The organism is Streptomyces capitiformicae (genome assembly GCF_002214185.1).
GTDB classification, from domain to species: Bacteria; Actinomycetota; Actinomycetes; order Streptomycetales; family Streptomycetaceae; genus Streptomyces; species Streptomyces capitiformicae.
On sequence record NZ_CP022161.1, the window covers coordinates 5,828,896 to 5,855,050 of the forward strand.

At 69.2% G+C, this 26,155-nt stretch carries 21 protein-coding genes and 1 pseudogene; 8 read left to right on the plus strand and 14 right to left on the minus strand.

All coding sequences use genetic code 11. The annotated features are described in order from the left end of the window. Nucleotides 1-46: 46 nt before the first annotated feature. The gene (locus CES90_RS26040; protein WP_189783760.1) at nucleotides 47-280 is read right to left on the minus strand and encodes a hypothetical protein; all 234 of its coding nucleotides are present in this window, start codon (nucleotides 278-280) and stop codon (nucleotides 47-49) included. Nucleotides 281-360: 80 nt separating this feature from the next. Continuing rightward, nucleotides 361-1,371, minus strand: a complete 1,011-nt coding sequence (locus tag CES90_RS26045; protein ID WP_189783761.1) for a DEDDh family exonuclease — start codon at nucleotides 1,369-1,371, stop codon at nucleotides 361-363. A gap of 253 nt (nucleotides 1,372-1,624) precedes the next feature. On the opposite strand from CES90_RS26045, the gene CES90_RS26050 reads away from it, so the two are divergent. From CES90_RS26050 to CES90_RS52040, 3 genes and pseudogenes are all read left to right on the plus strand, one after another. Further along, complete coding sequence (locus tag CES90_RS26050; protein ID WP_189783762.1) at nucleotides 1,625-6,847, plus strand: HD domain-containing protein; 5,223 nt, start codon at nucleotides 1,625-1,627, stop codon at nucleotides 6,845-6,847. A 360-nt stretch (nucleotides 6,848-7,207) separates the two neighbouring features. Continuing rightward, a complete protein-coding gene (locus CES90_RS26055; protein ID WP_189783763.1) occupies nucleotides 7,208-7,822 on the plus strand; it encodes a hypothetical protein in 615 nt (204 codons plus the stop codon). Between the two features lie 23 nt (nucleotides 7,823-7,845). Continuing rightward, nucleotides 7,846-8,010 (plus strand): annotated as a pseudogene (locus tag CES90_RS52040) (sterol desaturase family protein); the annotation flags it as partial. On the opposite strand, the gene CES90_RS26065 reads toward CES90_RS52040, so the two are convergent. The 4 genes from CES90_RS26065 to CES90_RS26080 form a co-directional block, all read right to left on the minus strand. Beyond that, a complete protein-coding gene (locus tag CES90_RS26065; protein ID WP_189783764.1) occupies nucleotides 8,008-9,036 on the minus strand; it encodes a CopD family protein in 1,029 nt (342 codons plus the stop codon). The pseudogene CES90_RS52040 and the gene CES90_RS26065 overlap by 3 nt on opposite strands. A gap of 108 nt (nucleotides 9,037-9,144) precedes the next feature. After that, entirely contained in the window at nucleotides 9,145-10,548 is a 1,404-nt protein-coding gene (locus tag CES90_RS26070) for a CoA transferase (protein WP_229913909.1), read from the minus strand. A gap of 92 nt (nucleotides 10,549-10,640) precedes the next feature. Then, nucleotides 10,641-12,176, minus strand: coding sequence for a S8 family peptidase (locus tag CES90_RS26075; protein WP_189783765.1), 1,536 nt, complete (start codon nucleotides 12,174-12,176; stop codon nucleotides 10,641-10,643). 153 nt (nucleotides 12,177-12,329) lie between these two features. Beyond that, a complete protein-coding gene (locus CES90_RS26080) occupies nucleotides 12,330-13,859 on the minus strand; it encodes a S8 family serine peptidase (RefSeq protein ID WP_189783766.1) in 1,530 nt (509 codons plus the stop codon). A gap of 407 nt (nucleotides 13,860-14,266) precedes the next feature. Between CES90_RS26080 and CES90_RS26085 the strand changes: the two genes are divergently transcribed. The 3 genes from CES90_RS26085 to moaA all read left to right on the plus strand — a co-directional run bounded on the left by CES90_RS26085 (nucleotide 14,267) and on the right by moaA (nucleotide 17,380). Continuing rightward, nucleotides 14,267-14,623 carry a DUF485 domain-containing protein gene (locus tag CES90_RS26085; protein ID WP_189783767.1) on the plus strand — a complete coding sequence of 119 codons (357 nt, stop codon included), beginning with the start codon at nucleotides 14,267-14,269 and terminating at the stop codon, nucleotides 14,621-14,623. Continuing rightward, nucleotides 14,620-16,245 (plus strand): solute symporter family protein, encoded by a 1,626-nt coding sequence (locus CES90_RS26090; protein ID WP_189783768.1) that lies wholly within the window; start codon nucleotides 14,620-14,622, stop codon nucleotides 16,243-16,245. The genes CES90_RS26085 and CES90_RS26090 overlap by 4 nt, the downstream gene beginning before the upstream one ends. Nucleotides 16,246-16,390: 145 nt before the next feature. Then, nucleotides 16,391-17,380 carry a GTP 3',8-cyclase MoaA gene (gene moaA, locus CES90_RS26095; RefSeq protein ID WP_189783769.1) on the plus strand — a complete coding sequence of 330 codons (990 nt, stop codon included), beginning with the start codon at nucleotides 16,391-16,393 and terminating at the stop codon, nucleotides 17,378-17,380. 5 nt (nucleotides 17,381-17,385) lie between these two features. Here the strand turns inward: moaA and CES90_RS26100 are convergent, their stop codons facing one another. Together CES90_RS26100 and CES90_RS26105 are read right to left on the minus strand one after the other, a co-directional pair. Then, nucleotides 17,386-17,625: a hypothetical protein gene (locus CES90_RS26100; protein ID WP_189783770.1), complete on the minus strand. Its 240-nt coding sequence runs from the start codon at nucleotides 17,623-17,625 to the stop codon at nucleotides 17,386-17,388. Nucleotides 17,626-17,832: 207 nt separating this feature from the next. Continuing rightward, entirely contained in the window at nucleotides 17,833-18,219 is a 387-nt protein-coding gene (locus CES90_RS26105; RefSeq protein ID WP_189783771.1) for a DUF3099 domain-containing protein, read from the minus strand. A 203-nt stretch (nucleotides 18,220-18,422) separates the two neighbouring features. Between CES90_RS26105 and CES90_RS26110 the strand changes: the two genes are divergently transcribed. After that, entirely contained in the window at nucleotides 18,423-18,701 is a 279-nt protein-coding gene (locus CES90_RS26110; protein WP_189783772.1) for a GlsB/YeaQ/YmgE family stress response membrane protein, read from the plus strand. Nucleotides 18,702-18,989: 288 nt separating this feature from the next. On the opposite strand, the gene tyrS is transcribed toward CES90_RS26110, so the two are convergent. The 6 genes from tyrS to CES90_RS26140 form a co-directional block, all read right to left on the minus strand. Next, nucleotides 18,990-20,258, minus strand: coding sequence for a tyrosine--tRNA ligase (gene tyrS, locus CES90_RS26115; RefSeq protein WP_189783773.1), 1,269 nt, complete (start codon nucleotides 20,256-20,258; stop codon nucleotides 18,990-18,992). Nucleotides 20,259-20,347: 89 nt separating this feature from the next. Then, complete coding sequence (locus CES90_RS26120) at nucleotides 20,348-21,742, minus strand: metallopeptidase TldD-related protein (protein WP_189783774.1); 1,395 nt, start codon at nucleotides 21,740-21,742, stop codon at nucleotides 20,348-20,350. Beyond that, a complete protein-coding gene (locus CES90_RS26125) occupies nucleotides 21,739-23,262 on the minus strand; it encodes a TldD/PmbA family protein (protein ID WP_189783775.1) in 1,524 nt (507 codons plus the stop codon). The genes CES90_RS26120 and CES90_RS26125 overlap by 4 nt, the downstream gene beginning before the upstream one ends. 139 nt (nucleotides 23,263-23,401) lie before the next feature. After that, nucleotides 23,402-23,587 carry a DUF397 domain-containing protein gene (locus CES90_RS26130; RefSeq protein ID WP_189783776.1) on the minus strand — a complete coding sequence of 62 codons (186 nt, stop codon included), beginning with the start codon at nucleotides 23,585-23,587 and terminating at the stop codon, nucleotides 23,402-23,404. Beyond that, complete coding sequence (locus CES90_RS26135; protein WP_189783777.1) at nucleotides 23,584-23,772, minus strand: DUF397 domain-containing protein; 189 nt, start codon at nucleotides 23,770-23,772, stop codon at nucleotides 23,584-23,586. The genes CES90_RS26130 and CES90_RS26135 overlap by 4 nt, the downstream gene beginning before the upstream one ends. Beyond that, nucleotides 23,769-24,620, minus strand: a complete 852-nt coding sequence (locus CES90_RS26140; RefSeq protein WP_208921455.1) for a helix-turn-helix domain-containing protein — start codon at nucleotides 24,618-24,620, stop codon at nucleotides 23,769-23,771. Before CES90_RS26140 ends, CES90_RS26135 begins: the two co-directional genes overlap by 4 nt. A gap of 259 nt (nucleotides 24,621-24,879) precedes the next feature. Here CES90_RS26140 and CES90_RS26145 point away from each other — a divergent pair, with 259 nt between their 5' ends. Continuing rightward, nucleotides 24,880-26,058 carry an SEC-C domain-containing protein gene (locus tag CES90_RS26145; RefSeq protein WP_189783779.1) on the plus strand — a complete coding sequence of 393 codons (1,179 nt, stop codon included), beginning with the start codon at nucleotides 24,880-24,882 and terminating at the stop codon, nucleotides 26,056-26,058. Nucleotides 26,059-26,155: the final 97 nt, after the last annotated feature.

The window sequence follows — 26,155 nt, forward strand, 5'->3', positions numbered from 1 at the left end:
CACGACCGTACAACTCGTGTCGTGGGGTGTTCCCGGCAGGGTGCGGTCAGACGCGGTCGACGATCCCCACCTTCCCTTCCGCCCGCGCACAGTGGGCGCCGCAGTACCAGTGGCCCTCTGCCTCGACGCCCTGACCGATGATCTGGACCCGGCAGTGCTCGCAGATGGGTGCCATGCGGTGGATCGCACAGGAGAAGCAGTCGAAGACATGGATCGCGCCCTGGGCGTGCACCTCGAAGGTCATTCCGTAGTCATTGCCACAAACTTCGCATCTCGCCATGCGCCACAGGGTGAGCCGTCACCGCCGCGCGGGCGAGCGGTCGGCGGGCGAGTCGCACGGCAATCACCCGTCCGTACGGGTCACCCGTCCGCGGACTCGACATCACGGAGCAGTTGCCCGAACGCCGCCTCGTCCACGACCGGCGTCCCGTACTGCCGGGCCTTGACCACCTTCGACGTGTGGGAGTCCGGGTCGTTGGTGACGAGCAGGCTGGTCAGACGGGACAGGCTGGTCGCGACATGCAGTCCCGCCTCGGTCGCCCGGTCCTCCAGCAGGTCGCGCTCGATCGACGTGTCCCCGGAGAAGGCGACCCGCATGCCCTGCTTGAGCGGTTTGCCGTCTTCGTAACGCCCCGGGTTGGGGTACGGACAGGGGGGACGCTTCCGGGAGGGCCGCCAACTGGTGGTCCGGTAACCGCCGCCGTAGCCACCGCCATGGCCCGCCTGCTGCCCGATACGCGGCGTGGCGCCCCCGGCTGCCCTGTCGGTCCACTCGGTCAGCGGCCGGCACTCGTGCAGCGGCAACCGTACGCCGCTCGCGGCCGCGGCCAGCAGACTCGGCCGGAACGCCTCCGCCAGCACCCGCGCGTCGTCCAGCGCGTGGTGCGCCCGCTGCTGTACGACCCCGAAGTGCGCCGCCAGCGACTCCAGCTTGTGGTTCGGCAGCGGCAGCCCCAGCTCCTTCGACAGCGCGATCGTGCACAGCCGTTGCCGCACCGGGGCCTCGCTCTCCGCGCGCGCGTACTCCCGGGCGATCATCGACCAGTCGAACACCGCGTTGTGCGCGACGAGGACCCGGTCCGCGAGCCGCGCGGAGAACTCCTCGGCGATGTCCTTGAACAGCGGCGCCCCTTCGAGCACATCACTCGTCAGCCCGTGAATCCACACCGGCCCCGGGTCCCGCTCCGGGTTGACCACCGTGTACCAGTGATCCTCGACCTCGCCCCGCGCGTCCAGCCGGTACACACCCGCCGAAATTATCCGATCGTCCCGACTCAGCCCGGTCGTCTCCACGTCGACGACCGCGTACCCCTTCGGGTACGCGGCCGGCCAAGGAACGGGGGACGCTGCGGTCGCACGGTCATCGAGCATGGTCCATGAGGATACGGGGCGGCGCTGACAGCCCAGGTCCGTACTCCCGCGGACTGCGGTGAAATTGTGTTCCGAACCGGGCGTTCATGGATCGGGTCTGTGTAATCCTGACCAGCGAGGCAGCGAGGCAGCGAGGCAGCGAGGCAGCGAGGCAGCGAGGCAGCGAGGCAGCGAGGCAGCGAGGCAGCGAGGCAGCGAGGCAGCGAGGCAGCGAGGCAGCGAGGCAGCGGGATCGAGGGGGAGGCCGCCGTACATGGGGGAGAGCCGACAGGCATTGATCATCGCCGTTCCGAAGTACGAACTTTCCGACCACTTCGAGGATTTGACGGAGACCGTCGGGCACGACGTCGAGCTGATGTCGGCCGCGCTGCACTCCTCCGGGTACAGCGTTGAACTCATCGGCGCCACCCCGGACGAGTCGGCCCTGGGTTCCCGGATCCGCAGCGCCATCAGCCGGGTGTGCGCCACCGCGCCCGAGGGCGGCACGGTTCTCATCCACTTCACCGGACACGGCCTCTCGGTGGACGGAGCGGACTATCTCGTTCCCTCGGACGCCCAGTTGACCTGGGCGACAACTCCGCCCCGCGTCGACGTCGAAAGTCTGATAGGCCTTGATCTGGCCAAGCTTCTGAAGGGCTGTCACGCCGACACCGTGCTGCTCACCGTCGATGCCTGCCGAGACGCGGACGAGACCGCCTCCTTCGGCGGCCCGGCCACCAACTTCCCCGCAGGACGGGACCGGATCGCCGTCCTCTTCGGCTGTGGCCCGGGACAGACCTGCGGATCGGACGAGAGACTCGGCAGCAACTTCACCCGTGCCCTCGCCGAGGCGCTGCACGCGGAGTCCTCGCCCCGTACCTTCCCGGAAGTCATCTCCCACACCGTCCGCAGGACGGCCGAGTTCGCCCGTGCGGCCCGTGAGGAGCAGACCCCCACGCCGCACTATGCGCCGAGCGGCCCGCAGGCGATCGAGGAGGTCGAACTCTGCGCCGGGCGGACCCTCCAGGAGGAGTGGACCCTCGCCGTGCGTGACGCCGAACTGTGGGCCGCTGTCTCCTGCGACGACGAGCGCCGCACCGAACTTCAGCAAGCGCTGGTCGAGTTGACGGCGCGGTGTGCCAAGTGGTGTGGTACCGCGCTCGCCGGGGTGCCCGACCCTTGGGCCGACGACGATTTCCCCGTACGGGTTCTGAAGAAGGGCTTGCGTCCCCTGCTCGCGCCTTCGCAGACGCAGGGCGGGCCGCTGCTGGACGGCGGTGAGTTCGCGGCACTTGCCGCGGCGCCGTTCGTACGGGAGGCGGTCTACGCCATGGGAGTCAAAAGCGCGGCCGCTGTGGCCCCCTTCCAACTCGACCCGGCGATCGGCGGCGTAGCCCGTGATTCGGAACGGGTGGATCTGGAGCACACATTTGCCGCCCATTCGCTGCTGTGGCGCAAGGGCCGCGAGCTGGCCGGGCGGGGCCGACGGGAGGATGCCACGGCGGTCGCCGCCTGGCTCCTACGCCGCCACGTCAGCGCCAAGGAGGAGCTGTGGGACGCATACGCTCCTCAACTGCTCGCTCCCCTGGCCAAGGCGATGATCGGCGACGACGCACCCTCGGCCCGGATCGGGGAACTCACCGACGAGTTGGTGAGCGTCTGCCGACAGACGGCTCTCGCCCCTACCCAGCCGTACGAAGGGGAGCGGGAGCCGTCCGACACGCGCTGGAGCCTGGACGAACTCGAACGGCCGGACGGAATCCCGGAGCGCTGGCGCCCGCGCGAATTGTCCTGGCTGCTCGGCGTCGCCGGCCTGCTCGGCGGTGACCTCCGGCAACTGCCCGGTGTCCTGGTCGACAACATCGGCATCACAGACGGTCTGCGTCCAGCTGAGGCGGTCGTGAGCGTGCGGAGGCTGCGCTGGGCTCGCGACCGGCTGACCAAGGCCCTGGACCTGTCCCTCGACTGTCCTCACCCCGCCATCCACGCCGGTCTGGAGGCCCTCACCGGCTGGGTCGACGACGCGGTGCAGAACATCCGCCAGTACCTGGCCCCGGCCGAGCCCGGCGATCTGCTGGCTCATCTGCCGGTCCGCGTCACCTGCCGCAAACTGCGACCGCAGTACGACACCACGACCAAGAGCCGCGCCTACGGGATGCCACTGATGCGCTTCAGCCTCGCCGAGGACGAAATGCGCGAACTCCTCATGGGTAACCGTCTCTATGGCGACCGTACGCTCGCCCTGCGCGAGCTCTTCCAGAACGCCCTCGACGCCTGTCGCTACCGCCAGGCCCGACTGCGCTACGGCAAGGCCGCCCAGAAGATCCCCTACACCTGGGCGGGCGAGATCGTCTTTCGTCAGGGAACCGACGAGCAGGACCGTCCCTATGTGGAGTGCGAGGACAACGGGGTCGGGATGGGCCACGAGACCCTGCGCGGCACCTTCGCCAGGGCCGGGCGCCGCTTTGAGCAGTCTCGCGAATTCCGTAGGGAACAGGCCCAGTGGCGCCGGGCGGATCCGGAGCTGAGGATCTACCCCAACAGCCGTTTCGGCATCGGCGTCTTCAGCTATTTCATGCTCGCGGACGAGATCAGCATCTGGACCAGGGTCACCGACGAGTACGGGCGTGCCGACACCGGTGGCGGGCTGCGTGTGGACATCGCGTCCAGCGGAAGCCTGTTCAGGATCCGCAGGAGTGAGGAAGCACAACCCGTCGGAGGGACCCGTATTCGCCTCTATTTGCAGGCGGACGACGTGGACGTGGCCGGGGAACTCGGCAAGCACATCTGGCGGTCCGACTTCGCGATGCGGGTGGAGCAGGACGGGGAGACCACCCGGACCTGGGAGGAGAAGAAGCTCTATTACTTCGGGGATCACACCAGGCCGGTCGAGGCGGGGCCGGACATGTGGTTTGTCGAAGGGGTGGGGTGTCTGCTGGCGGACGGTGTCCAGGTGAACCCGGACACGATGCTTGATTCGAAGTCCCGCAGCGCCCGTGCATGGCTCGGCGAGGAGGGGCACAGATATCCGTTCTCCGTCGAGGAAAGCAGGGAGTGGCATGACACGACCAGGCATCCGTTCGGGTGGGTGTTGGATCTCCGCGAGACGCACGTACCCGACATCAGCACCAATCGGAATGACCTGCTGGCCTATGACCGGAGCTGGGTCGACGAACGCATCTACCAAGCCTGTGGGGATTTCCGCGCACCCGACTGGCTGACCATGGAATGGCTCTGGGCCTTCGGCAGGTTGCACCCCGTCGCCGCTGTTCGTCTGACGGAACACTTGCTGGCTCGCCATGCACGTGTGACCAGTCGGCTCGGGTTGAACAGGAATACGGTCGTCGAGCTTCGGAAAGTCGGTTGCTTCCCGCTGGACTCGGACCTGGTGGCGCTCCGCAAGGACTTCGGGAACTCGCTGTTCTCAGGTTTCTTTCGCACGGAGTCCGTGACGGCCTGGCGGGCCGGTGTGCTGCGGTCGGAAGGCGTACCGTTGGGAAAGGACGTGTCTGCGCTGCCGATCCCGGAGACGATCGAGGGATATCCGGAGCCGCAAGCGTGGGAAGTACAGGTTGGCGGCAGGCACTACGAACTCTTCGCCTCTGTGAGGGAAGCTGCGCTGTCCCCCTTGCCGGAGGAGGCACTCACCCTTGGCACGGTGTTGCGCCGCCTGCGGCGCTACGCCATCACAGGGCTGCGACTCCCCGCGCTGTCCGAACCCGACGCTGCGCATCGTATGGTGCTCGACTCACTGGACCGGCGGATCCTGCTGGGTTACTACATCGGCGGCGGACTTCTCTCGTACACGGGTCTCGAACCGATGACCATGACGGAGACTTTCAATCGCTTCAGCGTGGATCTGGAACTGCCACTGCGCGAGGCCGTGAGAAGAGCACGCCGCTTTGCGGATGCGGGCTTCGCGATGCACGTGCCGGAGACCGCGGCAGAACCGCCGGCTGACCTAGTCGCCACACAGAGGGACCTCTACGTGTTGTCCTGGCATCCCCACCTAGCCCCGGCCGGGGAGCGCTCCCTGAGAGGCCGCCCGAGCCGGCGGGAGTACGAGGAAGTGCTCGACCGGTACCAATGGCTCGGCCTGCCTTTAGAAGAACTGCCCGGTGAGGCGATCGAGCCCGAGTCGGCGGAACCGTCAGAGGACGAGCCTGTCTCTGTTCGGACGGAGGAGCAGAGAGACGAGTTCCGGCGGGCCTTCGGGATGTCCTGGTACGAGGAGAATGCTGACCTGTCCCTTCGTCAACTCGCGCAAGCTTCCGGGATGCTGGCACTTTCCGTCGCGGAGGTCGCCGAGCGGTACTCGGATGTGTTCGCGTGGCGGAACCTACGCGTTCCGGATCTGGGCGATCTGGCGGATCGGACCTTCACCCAGCTCGAAAGCGATCTGCTGGGTGGCGCTTTGGACGCCTGGGACTCGCCTCACGATGCGCGCGCCACGCGCTGCCCTGCACCGCTGGCCGACACGGCTGTCACGGTGTGCAAGGTGCAGGAGACCGAGACGGAAGTCGTCGAATGCCTGGAAGGACTTGCGGCCCTCGGCCTTGTGGAGAGCGAGGCGCCTCTCCTGGTCCACCGCTGGCGCTGTATACCGGCCGGCGACTGGAAGCTCTTCCCGGTGGATGACTTGCTGGCGGGTAGCCACGTCAACTACGAACTTCGTCACGAAATACCCCATGCCGTCCGCGAAGGAATCACGCTCCTCTATGTCTTCTCGGTCTCGGCATACGCCGAGACGTCCGTGGACGAGGCCCGTAGTCGCCTCAGATCCCTCGGGCCTCTTCTCGGCCTCGACACGTCACCTCTAGCGATACGGCTTGACGCCTCCGTGGCTTCGGCTCGCCCCACCGACGCAGACGTCAACGCATGTTGTGACACCGACGATTCGCGACTCCGCTGGCTGCAACCGACCGCGGCACGTCTCGTGGCCCATGCTCTCGCGGCCGGCGGGACCCTCGGCGAGAGCCTCGCCCTGCTGAGCCGCTACGCCCCGTTGGGCGCCCTCTGGACCGAGCCGGAGAATTCGGGCCATGGTGACGAATGGCGTGACCACCGGCCGACCGTGCACGACAACGCGCTTTTCCAATCGGACCTTGTGGGCAGGCACCCCGTGGGCCCGCTGGAACTTCTCCGCGTCGCCGCCCGTTTCGGCTGGTGCATCGACCATGCCTGGGACCGCGTCGCGTTGTACCGCCTCTTCGGCGTGGAACTGCTCGTGGAGCGCCCCGAGTTCGACGCGGTCCCCACCTGGCGGGATCTGATTCTGCTCACCGAGTACTACACGGGCAGTGCCCCCGCGTTGACCGGAGAGGTAACGCCCGAACGCATCGCCGTAGCGGCCCGGGAGCTGGAGAAGCCAACCAGTTGGGTTCACGACAGGCTCAGCTTGTACGCCTCCATGTTCGACCTCGTCCTGCCGCCGGACTGCCCCGCCGAACCGGCTGCGATGCCGACCCCCGAGAACTACCCTTCCGACTCCGAGTGAGGAGCCCGCGCCCCCCATGCCCACACACGAACCGACTGACTTCCGCGAACACGAGACGGCCGTCAGAGCGGGCGACGCCTACTCCGTCGTACGGTCCGAAGACGGTCGCTGGTACACGGTGACCGGACCGTGCCCGACGTGTCGCGCCACGGTCGTCTTCCGGGTCGCATATGGGGTGCTGGGCCCGCCCAAGAGGCGACGGGGTGGACGTAGGAACCGTCCGGAGCCACTCACCGGCAGCATCCCCGTGTACTGCCAGTGTGGCTACCCGCACGCGGAGCGGCCGCCGGAATCTCCGGATTCAGGCTGCGGCGCTCTGTGGGATGTATCGGTGCCGACGCCGGAACAAGGGGCGACCTCATGACGGACCTCGCCCGGAAGCGGTTCGCCCAACTCGGTCAGCAGCTCCAATACGACCAACTCGGCACCGTGCGACGGCAGGCAGAGGGATGGCGCAACGGACTGACAGGGCTGACAGGCCTGGTCGGTGCGGTCTTCGTGCTCAAGGGTAGGGAGAGCGTCGCAGGCATGCCGGACACCTGGCGCTGGACCACGGCGGCGCTGCTGGTGCTGGCGTTCCTGCTCCTGCTCTCGGGGGCGCTGCGCGCCGTGCGGGCCGCACACGGGCAGTTGGGGGAGCAGACCTGGCTGAGTGGTGACCGGCTGTTCGCCGCTGTCCTGGACGAGGTCGAGCGTACGCAGGACGCCCTGACATCGGCACGGCGCCGGTCAGTGACCGGACTGTGCCTGATCGTCACAGCCATCGCGGTCTCTTGGGTCGTACCTGCTGAGGACTCGGCGGCCGCGAAGCCCGCGGGGGCGTACGTCCTGGTGACCACCGCCGAGGAAATCCGGTGTGGGGAACTCGTCATCAGCGACCGCGAGGCGGTGACCATCGAGGTCGGCAAGAAGGGCAAGCCGTACAGGGTTCCCGCCGACCAGGTCCGATCCGTCACGCCGGTGGACCGCTGCTGAGGGGGCAGGCCGGGTCACGGCCGCTCGCGCAGGACTTCTGCTCCTACTGGTCGCACCGTGGCCACCACGTGATCCGGATTCTGTGGGCCTGCCATCTGGTGCACCACTCATCGACACCTACAACCCGCCGAGTGGCCGCAGCTTCCGCGCGCCGACCTGTGGATCAACCCTGCGAGCCCACCACCTCACCAGCGGATCGGCACCGGCAGTGCCGTAAGCAACGCCGACACCGCGACGACGATGCCCAGTACCGCCACCTCCGCGCGTGCGGGAGTGCAGGTGCCGAGCGGGTCGTCCGCGTGGCGCAGCCGTAGCCGGGCCCACAGGGCGAGGGTGGCGACGGCGGCCACGAGGAGGACCTTGGCGAGCAGCGTGCGGCCGTACGCCGTGTCCGTCAGCTGGTCGAGGACCGTCCCCGGCGGCATGCGGCGCAGCGTGCTCCACACCCCGGTGGCGGTGACGCCGGCCAGCAGAACGACGGCCACGCGCGCGTAGAGCCCCAACAGCGCGGCCCCCGCCCCCGTCGCCGTACGCCACGCGCGCGTGCGCAACGTCCGCAGGACGTGCAGCAGCCCGCCCGCCCACAGGGCCGCGCACGTCAGATGCGTCAAGGTCAGGGCGCTGCCGACCAACGGGCTGTAGTGCTCGGTGGGTGGATGCGCGCGCAGCGCCTCCGCGACGGCGATCGCGGCCAGTGGTGCCAGTTGGGTGGCCGGGCGGCGGGAAAGGGCACAAAGGCCCGCCGCGGCGAACGCGTTGACCTCCAGGAGGGCGAGCTTGCCGTCCCGGGTCTCGTAGAGGCCGCCGACGTCCATGTCGGCGGGGGAGCCCGGCACCAGATTGCCGGTCGCCACGACCGAGGCCAGCCCGAGCGCGGCGACGAAACCGCCGCCCGCCGCCCACACCGCCCCACTGCGCGGCCTCTCCGGGGGCGCCCCCGGCACCCGGCGCACCAGCCAGGCCACGAGCAGCTCACCCACCGGCACACACAGCGCGGCCAGCGACACCGCCCGCAGCAGCCCGACCCCACCCACGGCGGGCGCCGCCGCCTCACCCGTGCCGTCCAGCGCGACACGCGGACCGAACAGCGGTATCAACGCCCCCACGGCCACCAGGGCGAGCAGCACCACAGTCCGGCCGGTACCTCCCTCGGGCCGCCGCCGCTCGGGCTCCTCCGCCCCCGTCGCCTCCGCTGTCCGTCTCGTCAGGCTCACCTCGAAAAGTTCACCAGTCGCGCCAGACCTGGGCAAGTGCCGGAAAACAACTGGCAGTTCGACATTCCGCCCATACGTACGACTCCGGCGGCCCGACTGCTCGGACACTCAGCCCCAGCGTGCCTCGTCCGCGCCCCAGGGACCCGGCGGTCGCCACCAGTCGCACGGTCCGCCCTCGAAGGAGACCGGCGGCAGGGCGTACCGCAGTCGTCCCAACCGGCTGTCCCGCTCGGCGAGCCACGCCTCCGGCCCTTCGTAGAGCCCCTCGTAGACGTCGAGCCCGTCCGGACCGCGCTCGATGCCGTCCGTCAACCAGGCAGCCGTACGCGCGAGTGACAGCCGGACGACTCGACCGCCGCCCCCGTCCAACCGCTCGGTGAGCGCCCGCAGGACGGCGGCCGCCAGCAGGTACCCCGTCCCGTGGTCGAGGGCCTGCGCGGGCAGCGCGCCCGGCTGCTCCACAGAGCCCTCGACCGAGGCGATCCCCGTGGCCACTTGCACCAGACTGTCGAAGCCCCGCCGCCCGGCCCACGGACCGTACGCGCCCCATGCCGAGACCTGCGCCACGACCAGCCCCGGCCGTCGCGCCATCAGTGCCTCGGGCGACAGCCCGAACCGGTCCAGCGCCCCGGGCCGATACCCGGTGACGACGACGTCCGCCTCGGCGAGCAGCGCTTCGAAGGAATCTGGATCCGCGGCCAGATCGAGAGTCGCCGACCGTTTCCCGAAGCCGGTGTCGGCGTGCTGGTCGAGGATCTCGGGCATCCCCGGCGGATCGACCCGCAGGACGTCCGCGCCCAGCAGCGCGAGCGTGCGGGTGGCCACCGGGCCCGCGATGACCCGGGTCAGATCCAGGACGCGTACGCCGGCCGCGGGCAACTGGAGCGTCCCGCCGATCGGGGCCAAGGCCGGGAGCACACGCGCGTGTGCGGTGTCCGCCCGGTGGTGCTCGACCAGCGGACGGGCCGCCACCGCGCTGCCCTGCCCGTGCGCGGCCCACTCCTTCGCCGTACGCGACGCGACCGCGAGACCCCCGGCCGCGTACACGGCCTCCTCGACGTCCCGGGACGACCGCTCGGCGAGCGCGGCCCCGACGGCGGCGACCGGATCGGGCATGCCCTCGGGCACGCTCAGCGCGGCCAGCAGCCGCTCCCGGTGATGCGGATAGTTCGCATGGGTCCGGACCCACCCGTCCGCCGTCCGCCAGAACCGGGACAGCGGTGCGAAGGTGACGGGTGCCCGCCCGTCGATCAGCAGATGACGCTCACTCACGAAGGCCGTACCGACCGCCCCGTCGTCCACCCGTACCCGAGGCACCTCCGCGCGCCCGGCCCGCCGCGCCCCCAGTTCGGCGGCCGCCAGCGCGCACACCCCGACGCAGGCCCGCGCCAACTCCCGCACCGGCAGCCGGGCGGGCAGCACCCCGTCCCGTACGACGGTCGAGATCCGCGGCAGCAGGGCGGGATCGCCGCCCAGCGCCGCCCATGCGAACTCCATCTCCTCAGCAGTCATGACGGCACTATGCCCGGGGTTGATCAATCAACATGCGGAAGGGCCGGGTGGCACCACCGTCGCCGCCCGGCCCAACTCCGCTGGAAAGGGCCCTACTTGGTCACCGCGTCCAGAGCGTCCGCCGTGCCGAAGCCGTAGAAGCCGTTGTAGTTCCTCGGCCCCTCGCAGACCGCGTCGACCTTGCCGTCCCCGTCGATGTCGTACGGGTCGGTGCAGGGCGTGGCGTCGGCCTGGGCGTACAGCAGGGCCTTCACCAGAGCCGCCGGGGCGTGGGGGCGCGTCGACTTGATGAGGGCGGCCACACCCGCGACGTGCGGGGACGCCATCGACGTACCGGCCATGTAGCCCCACTTGCCGCCGGGCAGCGGGCCCAGGATCAGGCCGCTGGTGGCGGGCGGGGCCGGGGTCTGGTAGCGGGTCGAGTCGCCGCCGGGCGCGGCGATGTCGATGACGCCCAGACCGTGGTTGGAGAAGGACGACTTGAGGCCCTTCGCGCCGGTCGAGGCGACCGTGACGACACCCGGCAGCTGGGTCGGGATGTCGAGGCACTCGGACGGGTCGATCACCCGGTCCGACGGCGTCGAGTCGTTCGGGGACACCGGGTCGGTGATCTTGTCGGCGGCGAGGTCGTAGTTCTCGTTGCCGGCCGCGGCCACGTTGACCGCGCCCTTCCACTCCGCGTACTTCGACGCCCGGGTGAGGGCCTCGACGAGCGCCTTCTGGTCCGGGTCGTCCTTGCAGTTGAAGTACCAGGGGTCGGTGTAATAGCTGTTGTTCGTGACGTCCACACCGTGCTCGGCGGCCCACATGAAGCCGCAGACGACGGCCTCGGTGTAGAAGAAACCGGCCGTGGTGGACACCTTGATGCCGGAGACCTTCACACCCGGCGCGACACCGGTGACGCCGACGCCGTTCTTGGCCGCCGCGATCTCACCGGCCACATGGGTGCCGTGCGGGCTCTCCTCGGCGCTGGGCCGCCAGGCACCCTCGGTCATGTCGGGCTTGCCCGTCACACAGTTGACCGACGCCTCGCGGTCGAAGTTGGGCGCGATGTCCGGGTGGGTGTCGTCGACGCCCGTGTCGATGACGGCGACCGTGACGTCCCGGCTGCCCAGCGACACCTCGTGGGCCTTGTCCGCCTTGATGGCCGGCAGATCCCACTGCAACGGCTCCAAGGGGTCCTGCCCCTCCGCTGCCTCGGCCTTCGCCGCCTCCTCGGCGGTCAGCACCTTCGGCGTGCCCACATCGGTGGTCGACTGCGCGGGCAGCGGCGCGGTGCGCGTGGCACCGGCCGACTCCACACCGCGTACGTCACGGATCGCGGCCGCGAAGCCGGCGTTCGCCGAGTGGACGACGATGACGCCGATCCGGTCGTACGACGTCACGATCGTGCCGCCGGCCTTCGTGATGGCCTTCTTCAGGTGGGCGGACGGGCGGTGTCCGGGGCGGACATTGACCACATAGCTGAGCGACGTCCCGTCGGCCGCGGCCTGCGCGGTCTGCGTGGCCTGCGCGTTCGCCTCGGCCGCCGAGGCCGTGACGTTCGGTACGACGACGAGTGCCGTCGCCATGGCCATCCCCAGCGGGATCGCGGCCGGCCGGCGGGAGCGCTTGCGACGCGCTGTCATGCTGTCTCCAGTTCGTCTTCGTTCGTGAAACGAGCGGTACGAGCTGTGCGGGAATCCAAGGGATACGGCCCCGGGAATACGGCCCCGGGAATACGGCCCCGCCGGCGCCCGGCATTCGCCGGGCGCCCTGGGAGCCTGTCGGCCGGGACCGTGCTACTTGACGGCCTTCAGCGCGTTGACGATGCCGAACCCATAGAAGCCGTTGACGCGCGGGCCGCCCTCGCAAACCGCGTCCTGCGTGCCGTCGCCGTCCTGGTCGTACGACTCGGGGCAGGCCGTCTTGTCCGCCTGCGCCTTCAGCAGCCACTGCAGCTGCCGCGGGCTCGCCCACGGGTGCGTCGACTTCAGCAGCGCGGCGACGGCGGAGGCGTGCGGTGCCGCCATCGAGGTGCCCTGCAGGTAGCCGTACTTGCCGTCCGGCATGGTGGACAGGATGCGGCCGTTCTTCGACGGCGTGTCCGGGATCTGGTAGCGGCTGTCGCCACCCGGGGCCGCGATGTCGACGACGCCGTTGCCGTACGTGGAGTAGAACGACTTCTCGTTCTTCACGCCCGTCGCGCTGACCGTGACGATGCCCGGGAGCTGCGTCGGCACGTCGAAGCACTCGTGCGGGTCGATGGTGCGCTCGACCGGGGTGGTGTCGTTGGGGCTGGAGTCGTCCACGATCGCGTCGGAGTCGAGGTCGTGGTTGGAGTTGCCCGCCGACGCCAGGTGCAGGGTGCCCTTCTTCGTGGCGTACTTCTGGGCCCGGTTCACCGCGTCGACGATGGCCTTCTGGTCCGGGTCGTCCACGCAGTTGTAGAGCCACGGGTCGACGTAGTAGCTGTTGTTCGTGATCTCCACGCCGCGGTCGGCGGCGAACACGAACGCGCAGACGACGCTCTCCGCGTAGAACAGGCCGCTCTTGCGGTCCGTCACATTGATGCTGGAGACCTTCACGCCGGGTGCCACACCGGCGACGCCCACGTCGTTGCGGGCCGCGGCTATCTCACCGGCGACGTGCGTGCCGTGGTAGTCGTCCACGGTGTACGGCCGCCAGGCGCCCTCGCTGGTGTCCGCGACGCCGCCGTTGCAGTTCGCCGACTGGGACTTGGAGAAGTTCGGGGCGAGGTCCGGGTGGGTGTCGTCGACGCCGGTGTCGATGACGGCGACGGTGACCTTCTTGCTGCCCGGGTTGATCTTCGAGGCCTTGTCGGCGCCGATCGAACGCAAGTCCCACTGGTCGGCCTCGAGCGGCTCGGCGTCGGCGATGTCCGCCGAGGCGGCCTTCACCTTCGCGGCCTCCGCGTCCGTCAGGTAGTCGACGGCGCCCACGTCCGTCGTACCGGCCGGGGTCAGCGGCGAGGTCCGGGTGGCACCGGCGGACTGCACACCGCGCGCGCCCCGGATGGTGGCGCCGAACTCCGGGTTGGTCGAGTGGACCACGATCACGCCGATCTTGTCGTACGTGATGACGACGGTGCCGCCGGCCTCGGCGATCGCCTTCTTCACCGACGCGATCGTGCGCTTGTCGGTCCTGGTGTTCACGACGTACGAGAGGTTCGGGCCCTCCGCGGTCGCGGCGGCGGTCGCGGTCAGCGGCGCCGCCGAGGCGACACCCGGCAGGAAGCCGAGCGAGGCGGTCAGCGACAGAACGACCGGAACCGCGAGAGCGAGCCGTCGTCCGGAGCGCAGATGAGCCATGGGATCTCCACATCATCCTGAAAGAAACCGGCCCGAGCCACACGGGTGCCCGGGCAGGTACATGACTGGGTGGTTCGACCCGAAGTTATCCCTCGCCGTCGTCGGCCAGCAATGAATTGAGGGAGGAGAGGGCGAAGTAGAGGGGTAACCCTCGCCGATGGCCCCTGTCGAGCGACTTCCGAGCGACTTCCGGGCGACTTCCGAATCGGTTTTCGAAAGAGACACACGCGGTTGAACCGGTCCTCGTGCGCCGCCGTGACGTTGAGCAGGGAGCCCGAGCACGATCGTGCACCCGTCACCGTGAGGAACAGAGCCACCAGATGTCCGTATCCAACCCGTCATCCGACCCGACTGCGAATACGTCCCCAACCACCGTCGCCACCGCGGCGGAAACGCGAGGAGACCCCGTGGCAACCGACGCACCGCCCCCCTCGAAGGCAGAGCACCACCTCCCCTCCACCGAGGAGTTCGCCGCGGTCCAGGAGAGCGCTGAGTTCGGTGAGCTGCGCCGCTCCTACCGCTCGTTCGCCTTCCCGCTGACCGTGGCATTCATCGCCTGGTACCTGCTGTACGTCCTGCTCTCCAACTACGCGGGCGACTTCATGGGCACCAAGCTCTTCGGCAACATCAACGTCGCCTTCGTCCTCGGCGTCGCCCAGTTCGTCACCACATTCCTCATCGCCTGGTGGTACGCGCGGCACGCCGCCGCGAAGCTCGACCCCAAGGCCGAGGCCATCAAGTCCCGGATGGAGGGCGGCGCATGAGCCCCGTACAGCAGACATTCCTCGCCGCGAACGAGGCCAGCGAGCACCGGCCGCTGATCATCACCCTGTTCGGGCTGTTCGTCCTGGCGACCCTCGCCATCACCATCTGGGCGGGCCGTCAGACCAAGGACGCCGCCGACTTCTACGCGGGCGGACGCCAGTTCAGCGCCTTCCAGAACGGCCTCGCGGTCTCCGGTGACTACATGTCGGCCGCGTCCTTCCTCGGCATCGCGGGCGCGATCGCCCTCTTCGGATACGACGGCTTCCTCTACTCCATCGGCTTCCTCGTCGCCTGGCTGGTCGCCCTGCTCCTGGTCGCCGAGCCGCTGCGCAACTCCGGCCGCTACACCATGGGTGACGTGCTCGCGTACCGCATGCGCCAGCGCCCGGTCCGCACCGCGGCCGGTACGTCCACGATCGTCGTGTCGATCTTCTATCTGCTGGCCCAGATGGCGGGCGCGGGCGTCCTCGTGTCGCTGCTGCTCGGCATCACCTCCGACGCCGGCAAGGTCCTGATCGTCGCCCTCGTCGGCGTCCTGATGATCGTCTACGTCTCCATCGGCGGTATGAAGGGCACCACCTGGGTCCAGATGGTGAAGGCCGTGCTGCTGATCGGCGGCACGCTCCTCATTACGTTCCTGGTGCTGCTGAAGTTCAACTTCAACATCTCCGATCTGCTCGGCACGGCCGCCGAGAACAGCGGCAAGGGCGCCGCCTTCCTGGAGCCCGGCCTCCAGTACGGCGCGACCGGCACCTCCAAGCTGGACTTCATCTCCCTCGGCATCGCCCTGGTGCTCGGCACCGCCGGTCTGCCGCACATCCTGATCCGCTTCTACACGGTGCCCAACGCCAAGGCCGCCCGGAAGTCCGTGAACTGGGCCATCGGCATCATCGGCGGCTTCTACCTGATGACCATCGCCCTCGGCTTCGGCGCCGCCGCGCTGATCGACCAGAAAGAGATCATCGCCTCCAACCCGTCCGGCAACACGGCGGCCCCGCTGCTCGCCCTGCACCTGGGCGGCGTCGACTCGGCCTGGGGCGCGATCCTGCTCGCCACGATCTCGGCGGTGGCCTTCGCGACCATCCTCGCCGTGGTCGCCGGCCTCACCCTCGCCTCGTCGTCCTCCTTCGCGCACGACATCTACGCCAACGTCATCCGCAAGGGGAAGGCATCCGGCGCCGAAGAGGTCCGCGCGGCCCGCTGGGCGACCGTCTTCATCGGCGCCGTCGCGATCGGCCTGGGCGCCCTCGCCCGCGACCTGAACGTGGCCGGCCTGGTCGCGCTCGCCTTCGCGGTCGCCGCCTCCGCCAACCTGCCGACGATCCTCTACAGCCTCTTCTGGAAGAAGTTCACCACCCAGGGCGCGCTGTGGTCGATCTACGGCGGTCTGATCGTCGCCGTCGGCCTGGTGCTGTTCTCGCCCGTCGTCTCCGGCGACCCGAAGGCGATGTTCCCGGATGTCGACTTCCACTGGTTCCCGCTGAAGAACCCGGGCATCATCTCCATCCCGTTCGGCTTCCTCATGGGCTGGCTCGGCACGGTCCTCTCCAAGGAGGAGCCCGACACCGGCAAGTACGCCGAACTGGAGGTCCGCTCCCTCACGGGCACCGGAGCCCACTGAGCCGGTTCCCTCCGCCCGGGGCCGTCGTAGATCTCTACGGCGGCCCCGGGCCTGTTTCTCGGCATCCGACTCCGGCGTTGTCAGTGGTCTCACGTAGGCTCGCAAGTGTTCGGGAATTACTGATCCGGTACGGGAGGGGGCCCACGTGCTCATCGACACCTACGGCCGAGTGGCCACCGACCTGCGGGTCTCGCTGACCGACCGGTGCAATCTGCGCTGTACGTACTGCATGCCCGAGGAGGGCCTGCAGTGGTTGGCCAAGCCGGACCTCCTCACGGACGACGAGATCGTCCGCCTGATCGACATAGCCGTCCGCACGCTGGGCATCACCGAGGTCCGCTTCACCGGCGGCGAGCCCCTGCTGCGCCCCGGCCTGGTGGGCATAGTGGAGCGCGTCGCCGCCCTCGACCCGCGCCCCCAGATGTCCCTCACCACCAACGGCATCGGCCTCAAGCGCACGGCGACGGCCCTGAAGGCGGCGGGCCTGGACCGGGTCAACGTCTCACTGGACACCCTCCGCCCCGACGTTTTCAAGACCCTCACCCGCCGGGACCGCCACAAGGACGTCCTGGAGGGCCTCGAAGCCGCCCGCGAGGCGGACCTGAACCCCGTCAAGGTCAACTCGGTCCTGATGCCGGGCCTGAACGAGAACGAGGCCCCGGACCTCCTCGCCTGGGCCGTCGAGCACGATTACGAGCTGCGCTTCATCGAGCAGATGCCCCTGGACGCCCAGCACGGCTGGAAGCGCGACGGCATGGTGACGGCCGGTGACATCCTCCAGTCCCTCCGCACCCGCTTCGACCTCACCCCCGAGGGCTCCGAGATCCGCGGCTCGGCCCCGGCGGAACGCTGGCTGGTCGACGGCGGCCCCCACCGAGTAGGCGTCATCGCCTCCGTCACCCGCCCCTTCTGCTCCGCCTGCGACCGCACCCGCCTCACGGCCGACGGCCAGGTCCGCACCTGCCTGTTCGCCCGCGAGGAAACCGACCTGCGCGCCGCCCTCCGCTCGGACGCCTCCGACGAGGAGATCGCCCGCATCTGGCGTTTGGCGATGTGGGGCAAGAAGGCGGGAGCGGGCCTGGACGACCCGTCGTTCGTACAGCCGGACCGCCCGATGTCCGCAATCGGAGGCTGAGCGTTCTACGGCGCGGGCTCCTCCCAGTCCTCCAGCTTCACGACGTCCTTCAGGAACCCGCGCACACCCAGGAACTGAGACAACGACTCCCGATGCTCCTTGCACGCGAGCCACGTTTTGCGCCGCTCCGGCGTGTGCAACTTGGGGTTGTTCCAGGCGAGCACCCACACCGCGTCCGCACGACAGCCCTTGGCGGAACAGATGGGGGAGGACGGGTCGGATCCGGGGATGTTGAGGATGTTCACCCGTCGACCCTAGCCGCTGAAAAGGCGACGCCGAGCAGCCACGGGGGGAGCTGCCCGGCGTCGGTCTGTCGCTCCGACGGGGGATGCGGAGCGCGTACGAAGTATGTCACGGGTAACCCTCTGCCCGGCACAGGAACTCCATGATTGATCTGAGCTTTATTTGAGCCTGGCGGGCGGACGGATTCCGCTTCGCCCGGATTCCCGAGCTCAGGCCCGCTCGCGCGGCTCGCTCCGCCGACTCTCCGCGGAGCCCTCCGCACCACCTTCCGGGAAGGGTTCCGCGAACCGGTCGTCCCGGGGCGGCGCGATCATCGGACGCGTGGGGGTGGTGACGAACGTGGACGGCAGTGAGGGCGCGTTCTCCCGGCCCGCGTTGGCGATCACCACGGCGATGTACGGCAGCACCATGCCGAGCACCAGTGCGACGACCGCGACGTGCCGTTCGACATTCCAGAGAGTCGCGGCGGCGATCACCGAGAGGGTGCGGACGGACATCGAGATGACGTAGCGTCGTTGCCTGCCGCGGACGTCGTCGGCGAGTCCCTGCCGGGCTCCCGTGATCCGGAAGACCTCGACGTTGCCATGCTTCCGCATCGCGTTCCACCACCCGCCTGTATCGGACGCTCCCCGGCCATCCACGTTACGCCGCGTCTGCGCCGTCTACGAGAGCGGGTCACCTTCCACGAGGACCGGGCGAAATGCGCCGTTCCACGTACGCCACCGCCCGATATGCGGCGTAGTGCAGGCGGGCCGACACTGGGCGTAATGCTCACGTCGAGCCGTACGAGGAGGAAGCCATGGGCTGGTTGTGGGCGATCATCGTGGGATTCGTACTCGGCCTGCTGGCCAAGGCGATCATTCCGGGCAGGCAGCACAGCCCGCTCTGGCTGACGACCATCTTCGGCATCATCGGCGCCATCGTCGGCAACGCCCTGGCCCGAGCCTTCGGCATCGAAGAAACCGCAGGCATCGACTGGGGCCGCCACGCCCTCCAACTGGCCGCCGCAGTAGTGATCGTATTCCTCGGCGACATGGCATACACGGCAACACTGGGCCGCAGAAAACAACGAACCTGAACGCCCCGTAAGGGGCGGGGCTGTGTCGATATGCGGCTCCGCCGCGTGGGCGCGACAAGCCACAAGAAAGCGGCACTCGCCAGACCCCCACGCCCCGACTGTGTCCAAGCAGATCGGGCGAAGTCCGCTGCGGTTCGGCCGCGCCCTGAAGGGGCGCGGGGCGGAACATTCTGCGGCTCCGCCGCGATGGGGGTCCCCCCGCGCGAGCGCAGTGAGCGTGGGGGAGCGACCAGCCACGACGGTGCCGTAGACGATCGACGGCGTGTCTCGGTACTTCCAGCGGAGCGCTTAGGCTCCAGTCACCTCGACCGCGGCAAGATTCTTCTTCCCCCGCCGCAGCACCAGCCACCGCCCGTGAATGAGATCCTCCGGCACCGGCACGGCATCCTCCGCGGTGACCTTCACGTTGTTCACGTAAGCCCCGCCCTCCTTAACGGTCCGCCGCCCCGCGGACTTACTGGGCACCAGCCCAACCTCCGCGAACAGATCGACGACGGGCGCCAGCCCGGCAACCTTGGCATGCGGTACCTCAGAGAGAGCCGCGCTGAGCGTCTTCTCGTCCAGCTCCGCCAGCTCCCCCTGCCCGAAGAGCGCGCGCGACGCGGCGATCACCGCGGCGGTCTGGTCGGCGCCATGGACGAGCGTCGTCAGCTCCTCCGCCAGCGCACGCTGCGCGGCCCGCGCCTGCGGCCGCTCCACCGTCTGCTTCTCCAACTCCTCAAGTTCCTCGCGGGACTTGAAGGACAGGATCCGCATGTACGTCGAGATGTCCCGGTCGTCCACATTCAGCCAGAACTGGTAGAACGCGTACGGCGTGGTCATCTCCGGGTCGAGCCAGACGGCCCCGCCCTCGGTCTTGCCGAACTTCGTGCCGTCCGCCTTGGTCATCAGCGGCGTCGCCAGCGCGTGCACGTTGGCGTGCGGCTCCAGCTTGTGGATCAGGTCCAGGCCGGCCGTGAGGTTGCCCCACTGGTCGCTGCCGCCCTGCTGGAGGGTGCAGCCGTACCTCCGGTAGAGCTGGAGGAAGTCCATGCCCTGGAGGATCTGGTAGCTGAACTCGGTGTAGCTGATGCCCTGGTCGGACTCCAGACGGCGGGCGACGGAGTCCTTCGTCAGCATCTTGTTGACGCGGAAGTGCTTGCCGATGTCCCGCAGGAACTCGATCGCGGAGAGGCCCTCGGTCCAGTCGAGGTTGTTGACCATGACGGCCGCGTTCTCGCCCTCGAAGGACAGGAACGGTTCGATCTGGGCGCGCAGCTTGCCGACCCAGCCGGCGACCGTCTCCGGGTCGTTCAGCGTGCGCTCCGCCGTCGGGCGCGGGTCGCCGATCAGACCCGTCGCGCCGCCCACCAGCGCCAGCGGCCGGTGCCCGGCCTGCTGGAGCCGGCGCACGGTGAGTACCTGCACCAGGTGTCCGACGTGCAGGGACGGCGCGGTCGGGTCGAAACCGCAATAGAACGTGACGGGACCGTCCGCGAGCGCCTTGCGCAAAGCGTCCTCGTCAGTGGACAGGGCGAACAGCCCCCGCCACTTCAGCTCGTCGACGATGTCCGTCACGGTTCTCGTGTCTCCTTGGATGATCTTCGGGATGATCTTCGGGTGGTGGTCGGCAGTCGGGTGACAGCCGACCACGAACGCCTACGAGGTTATACGCCCTGACTGACAGAGCTCATATTGAAATCCGGCACCCGCAGCGCGGGCGTCGCGGCCCTGGTGAAGTAGTCGCTCCACTCGCGCGGCAGCGTCTTCTCCGTACGCCCCGCCTCGCTGGCCCGGCCCAGCAGGTCGACCGGCGACTCGTTGAACCGGAAGTTGTTGACCTCGCCCGTGACCTCGCCGTTCTCCACGAGGTAGACGCCGTCCCGGGTCAGCCCGGTCAGCAGCAGCGTCGCCGGGTCGACCTCACGGATGTACCAGAGGCAGGTCAGCAGCAGCCCGCGCTCGGTGTCCGCGACCATCTCCGCGAGGGAGCGGTCCGAGCCCCCGTCGAGGATCAGATTGCCGATCGACGGCGCCACCGACAGCCCGGTGAGACCCGCGCTGTGCCGGGTGGTCGTCAGATTCGCGATCTCGCCCGCGCGGATCCACTCGGTCGCCTTCAGCGGCAGCCCGTTGTCGAACACGGAGGTGTCGCCGCCGGAGGAGTGGGCCAGGACGAAGGGCGCGGACTCCAGGCCGGGCTCGTTCGGGTCGCTGCGCAGGGTCAGCGGCAGGTCGGTGAGCTTCTCGCCGATCCGGGTGCCGCCGCCGGGCTTGCTGAACACCGTCCGGCCCTCGGCTGCGTCCCGCGCCGACGCCGACCACATCTGGTAGATCAGCAGGTCCGCCACGGCCGTCGGCGGCAGCAGCGTCTCGTACCGCCCGGCGGGCAGCTCGATCCGCCGCTCCGCCCAGCCCAGCCGTACGGCCAGCTCGGCGTCCAGGTCCGCCGGGTCGACGTCCTTGAAGTCCCGCGTCGACCGGCCCGCCCAGGCCGAGCGCGTACGGTCCGGGGACTTGGCGTTCAGCTCCAGCGTCCCGTTCGGCTGGTCGTGCCGCAGACGCAGCCCCGTCGACGTACCCAGGTAGCTGGAGACCAGCTCGTGGTTGGCGAAGCCGTACAGCTCACGGCCGCCCGCACGCGCGCGTGCGAACGATTCGCCGAGCGCCGGAGCGAAGTCGGCGAACACGGCGGAGGAGGTCTCGGCGGGCGCATCAGTGAAGTCAGGGGACTGCTGCACACCCGTGACCAGCGGCTGCGCGTCCTCGGCGGGCCCCGCCCCCCGCGCCGCGGCCTCGGCGGCCCGTACCAGCGGCTCCAGCTCGTCGGTGGTGACGGCGGACCGCGACACGACCCCGGAAGCGGTGCCCTCCTTGCCGTCGACGGTGGCGACGACGGTCACCGAGCGCCCGCGCGTGACCCCGTTCGTCGTCAGCGCGTTGCCCGCCCAGCGCAGGTTGGCCGTCGAGTACTCGTCGGCGATGACGACACACCCGTCGGTCCGGGACAGCTCGATGGCCCGCTCGACGATCTCGTGCGGCTTGTGGGTACGGGCGCTCATCGACCGGCCTCCTGCGTGGTATTGAGAATGTTGACGCCCTTGAAGAGGGCCGACGGGCAGCCGTGCGAGACCGACGCGACCTGGCCCGGCTGGGCCTTGCCGCAGTTGAAGGCACCGCCCAGGACATACGTCTGCGGCCCGCCCACGGCCGCCATGGACCCCCAGAAGTCGGTCGTCGTCGCCTGGTAGGCGACGTCCCGCAGCTGCCCGGCGATCCGACCGTTCTCGATCTTGAAGAACCGTTGCCCCGTGAATTGAAAGTTGTACCTCTGCATGTCGATGGACCACGACCGGTCCCCGACGACATAGATCCCCCGGTCGACCCCACCGATCAGATCCTCGGTCGACAGCCCCGCCGGATCCGGCTGCAGCGACACATTGGCCATGCGCTGCACCGGCACATGGTCGGGGGAGTCGGCGTACGCACACCCGTTGGAGCGCCCGAGCCCGGTGAGCCGGGCGATCCTGCGATCCAGCTGGTAGCCGACGAGGGTGCCGTCCTTCACGAGATCCCAGCTCTGCCCCTCCACCCCCTCGTCGTCGTACCCGATGGTCGCCAGGCCGTGCTCGGCGGTGCGGTCACCGGTGACGTTCATCAGCTCGGAGCCGTACCTCAGCTTGTTGAGCTTGTCGAAGGTGGCGAAGGAGGTACCGGCGTAGGCGGCCTCGTACCCGAGGGCGCGGTCCAGCTCTGTCGCATGCCCGATGGACTCGTGGATGGTCAGCCACAGGTTGGACGGGTCGACGACCAGGTCGTACACGCCCGCCTCGACGCTCGGCGCCCGCATCTTCTCGGCGAGCAGCTCCGGGATCCGCGCCAGCTCGTCGTCCCAGTCCCAGCCGGTGCCCGTCAGATACTCCCAGCCGCGCCCCACCGGCGGTGCCAGCGTCCGCATCGAGTCGAACTCCCCGCTCGACTCGTCCACGGACACGGCCGTCAGCGACGGATGCAGCCGTACGCGCTGCTGCGTGGTCACGGTCCCGGCGGTGTCGGCGTAGAACTTGTTCTCGTGCACGGTCAGCAGCGAGGCGTCCACGTGGTTGACCCCGTCGGCCGCCAGCAGCCGCGCGCTCCAGTCGGTGAGCAGCGCGGACTTCTCCTCGTCCGGGACGGTGAACGGATCGATCTCGTACGACGAGATCCACGTCTTCTCCGCGTGCACCGGCTCGTCCGCCAGCTCGACCCGCTCGTCCGACCCGGCGGCCTTGATCACCTGCGCGGACAGCTTGGCCATCGCCACGGCCTGCGAGGCGACCTTCGCGGCGGCGTCCATGGTCAGGTCCACCCCGGACGCGAACCCCCAGGTCCCCCCGTGCACCACCCGCACCGCGTACCCCAGGTCGGTCGTGTCCGACGACCCGGCGGGCTTCGCGTCCCTGAGCCGCCAGGACGCACTGCGCACCCGCTCGAACCGGAAGTCCGCATGATCGGCCCCGAGCGCACGCGCGCGTGCGAGCGCGGCATCGGCCAGGGCCCGTAGGGGGAGAGCCAGGAATGACTGATCGACTTCGTGGGGCACTGGTGGGGTCCCTTCGGGGTGCTCGCCTGCGATGGCCGTCACAGGCAGTGAACCATGTCCCGCGGGTCGGATTCCCGGGAGAAAAACCAACGGGCGGCCACGGGACCCAGTCCCGCGCCCGCCCGTGATGAGCGTCGCGTCAGCCGCCCAGAAGCGTGGTGAACGCCGCCCAGGCCGTCGGCGTGACGACGAGGGGGCGGATGCGCTTGTCCTTGGAGTCGCGGACGTGGACGGCTTCGGGGCGCATGGCGACCTCCACACAGTTGTCCCCGTCTCCGCCGCTGTAACTGCTCTTGAACCAGTCCAGCTCAGGGGTGGTCCTCATAGTGCTGCCGCGAGCGCCGTGAACGCCGCCCAGGCGGTCGGTGTGACGACGAGGGGGCGGATGGCCTTGTCCTTGGAGTCGCGGATGTGGATCGCCTCGGGGCGCATGGCGACTTCGACGCAGTTGTCGTTCTCGCTGCCGCTGTAGCTGCTCTTGAACCACGTCAGCTCGTCGGTGGGGCTCATAGCGCTCCTAGCATCTGTTCCAGCAGCTTCACGGTAGCCCGGCAGTCCAGGGCCTGTGAACGCAGCTTGCCATAGCGCTGGAGCAGAACGCTCACGTCCTTGGGTGCGGAGATCAGGCTGCTGGATCGCTGCCCTTCGGTGTAACCGAGCCACTGGTGAGCGGGCGTCTCAGCCAAGCACATCTGGCCGTCGATGCCGCAATGGTCCTCTTGGACGGTGGGCATGATCTGGATCTCGACGTTGCGTCGGGTGCCCACCTCAAGAAGGTGGTCGATGACGTTCCTGGTGACCTCCCGCCCGCCCATGCGCCGGGCCAGGACACCCTGCTCGATGACGAAGCTGAAGGCCGTGTTCGGCCTGGTAACGATGAGCTGCTGGCGGTCCAGCCGAGACGCGACCTCGTGCTCGATCTGCTCCTCAGACGTCGGCGGCAGCCGCCGGTCGAAGATCGCTCGGATGTACGCCTCTGGCTGCAACAGCCCAGGAACCGCCCGACATTCGTACGCGTAGAGGGAGAGTGCATCCTCTTCGATGCCCGCCCACTGCCGGAACCATGATGCCAGCACCGCCCTCCTCGTCAGGCTCTTCGCCGCAGCCGTGAGGACCTTGAGCGCGACCGGGCCCAGCGCCTCCGCCGCCCGCGTGGGCAGATCGGTCGGCGGGAACCGCTTCCCCTGCTCGATCTTGGCGATGTACGCGTGCGAGTAACGCACCCGCAGCGCGAACTCCTCCTGAGTCAGGCAGGCTTCCTCGCGCAGGGCCTTCAGGACCACGCCGAAGGTCTTGAGGCTGTCGGAGAGTTCCGCTTCGCTGTTCGTGCCGCCCGCTCCGCTGTGGTCCGCCGTCATCGCCGCGCGCCTCCCGTGCTCACGTTCTCGCCGATCCCACCCCGCTCAACCCGCACAACTCGCCCAGGGTCACGGTGAGTTACTCACCCAGTCCAGAGTGTGCACCGGTACAGCGGTGTCTGTATGGGTGTCGTACCTGTCGGTGGGGAAGGAGGGGCCGGGACGCTGAGGGCGGCAGAGGCCGCGTGACCGCCACCCGCGCCGGTGATCTCGCCGGCTTTCCGGGTGCCGGCGACTTCACCCGCCCTACCGTGGAGTCATGGCCAGCAAGCGCCGTACCGGCGGCAAGCACAGCAAGAACAGCAAGAACAGGAAAACGCGGGGCGGCGGTCGTACCCCCGTCCAGAGGGTGATCGATATCCCCTCTCCCGCCGACCACGCCAAGGCCGCGCAGGAGTGCGAGGAACTGGCGGAGCGGCACCCCGAGGAGCGTGAGGAACTGCTTCTGGAGGCCGCCGACGCGTGGAGCGACGCGGGCGAGTACGACCGGGCCGTCACCCTGTACGAACGACTGCTGGACGCGGACACGGCGGATGGGTGCTCCGAACCGGAGCTCGTGGACGCCTATCGCATCGGCGTGCTGTGGGACGCCGGACGGTGCGAGGACGCCCGCGCGGCCGCCGCCGCCTTCCGCAGGCGGCATCCCCGGCACGCCGGGGCCTGGAACTTCGTCGCGGAGACCTTCGAGGCGGGGGACGAGACGAGTACGGCGGCCGAGTGGTTCACGGCGGGCATCACCCACGCCCTCGGCGCGAGTGGGCCGGTGACGGTGGAGGCGGTGGAGGCCGACCCGCACCACTACGACATCGAGATGCTGGTCATCGGCCGCCACCGGGTGCGGCGGCTGCTCGGCGAGCCGCACGACGACTGGGACGACGTGGCCGACGTACTGCACGAGCATCGTGCCGCGCCCTTCTTCGGCCGCGTGACACCGCTTGACGAGATGCATGATCCGCTCCGGCTCATGCAGATGGTGAACGGCGTTCCCGAGGCACTGGAGACCGCCATCGAGGCACTGCCGGACGAACTCGGGCACGGGAGCCGACACGCGCATACGGCGGCCTTGAGGAGTACCTGCGTCCTGTACTGGCCGCCGGAGGAGTTCACCGCGCTCCTGGCGCGCCGGCCGGAAGCGGCGGACTCCTACGGCACCGATCATGCCGGCCACCGGCGGCAGGTCGAACACACACTGAGGGAGCTGTCCGAGGAGGGGGCCACGCACCTCGCCGTCGGCCGTGCGACGGTGAGCGGGCTGGAGTCCCACGCGGCGGCGGAGGGCGGCGCATCCCCCGACGCCCCGGACACCCGGTCCGCGTACGCCGCCGAACTCGCCCGCAGGGGGCTGGTGACCGACTGGCCGCCGCCCCGGAACGGCCCCTGCTGGTGCGGCTCCGGGCGGAAGTACAAGAAGTGCTGCGGAAACCCCGCGACCGCATGAGAACTGTAGGGACCCGACAGCGGGCGGCGTGAGCCACTGTCACTGCCCGAATGCCCACACGACGGACCTGACCGATAGGTTTTCGAGGGAAGCCGCC

Bases quoted from the DNA above. Each gene is read 5' to 3' on its own strand.
- CES90_RS26040 (WP_189783760.1), bottom strand. From the start codon at position 280: ATGGCGAGATGCGAAGTTTGTGGCAATGACTACGGAATGACCTTCGAG.
- CES90_RS26045 (WP_189783761.1), bottom strand. From the start codon at position 1,371: ATGCTCGATGACCGTGCGACCGCAGCGTCCCCCGTTCCTTGGCCGGCC.
- CES90_RS26050 (WP_189783762.1), top strand. From the start codon at position 1,625: ATGGGGGAGAGCCGACAGGCATTGATCATCGCCGTTCCGAAGTACGAA.
- CES90_RS26055 (WP_189783763.1), top strand. From the start codon at position 7,208: ATGACGGACCTCGCCCGGAAGCGGTTCGCCCAACTCGGTCAGCAGCTC.
- CES90_RS26070 (WP_229913909.1), bottom strand. From the start codon at position 10,548: ATGACTGCTGAGGAGATGGAGTTCGCATGGGCGGCGCTGGGCGGCGAT.
- CES90_RS26075 (WP_189783765.1), bottom strand. From the start codon at position 12,176: ATGACAGCGCGTCGCAAGCGCTCCCGCCGGCCGGCCGCGATCCCGCTG.
- CES90_RS26080 (WP_189783766.1), bottom strand. From the start codon at position 13,859: ATGGCTCATCTGCGCTCCGGACGACGGCTCGCTCTCGCGGTTCCGGTC.
- CES90_RS26090 (WP_189783768.1), top strand. From the start codon at position 14,620: ATGAGCCCCGTACAGCAGACATTCCTCGCCGCGAACGAGGCCAGCGAG.
- CES90_RS26105 (WP_189783771.1), bottom strand. From the start codon at position 18,219: ATGCGGAAGCATGGCAACGTCGAGGTCTTCCGGATCACGGGAGCCCGG.
- CES90_RS26110 (WP_189783772.1), top strand. From the start codon at position 18,423: ATGGGCTGGTTGTGGGCGATCATCGTGGGATTCGTACTCGGCCTGCTG.
- CES90_RS26120 (WP_189783774.1), bottom strand. From the start codon at position 21,742: ATGAGCGCCCGTACCCACAAGCCGCACGAGATCGTCGAGCGGGCCATC.
- CES90_RS26130 (WP_189783776.1), bottom strand. From the start codon at position 23,587: ATGAGGACCACCCCTGAGCTGGACTGGTTCAAGAGCAGTTACAGCGGC.
- CES90_RS26135 (WP_189783777.1), bottom strand. From the start codon at position 23,772: ATGAGCCCCACCGACGAGCTGACGTGGTTCAAGAGCAGCTACAGCGGC.
- CES90_RS26140 (WP_208921455.1), bottom strand. From the start codon at position 24,620: ATGACGGCGGACCACAGCGGAGCGGGCGGCACGAACAGCGAAGCGGAA.
- CES90_RS26145 (WP_189783779.1), top strand. From the start codon at position 24,880: ATGGCCAGCAAGCGCCGTACCGGCGGCAAGCACAGCAAGAACAGCAAG.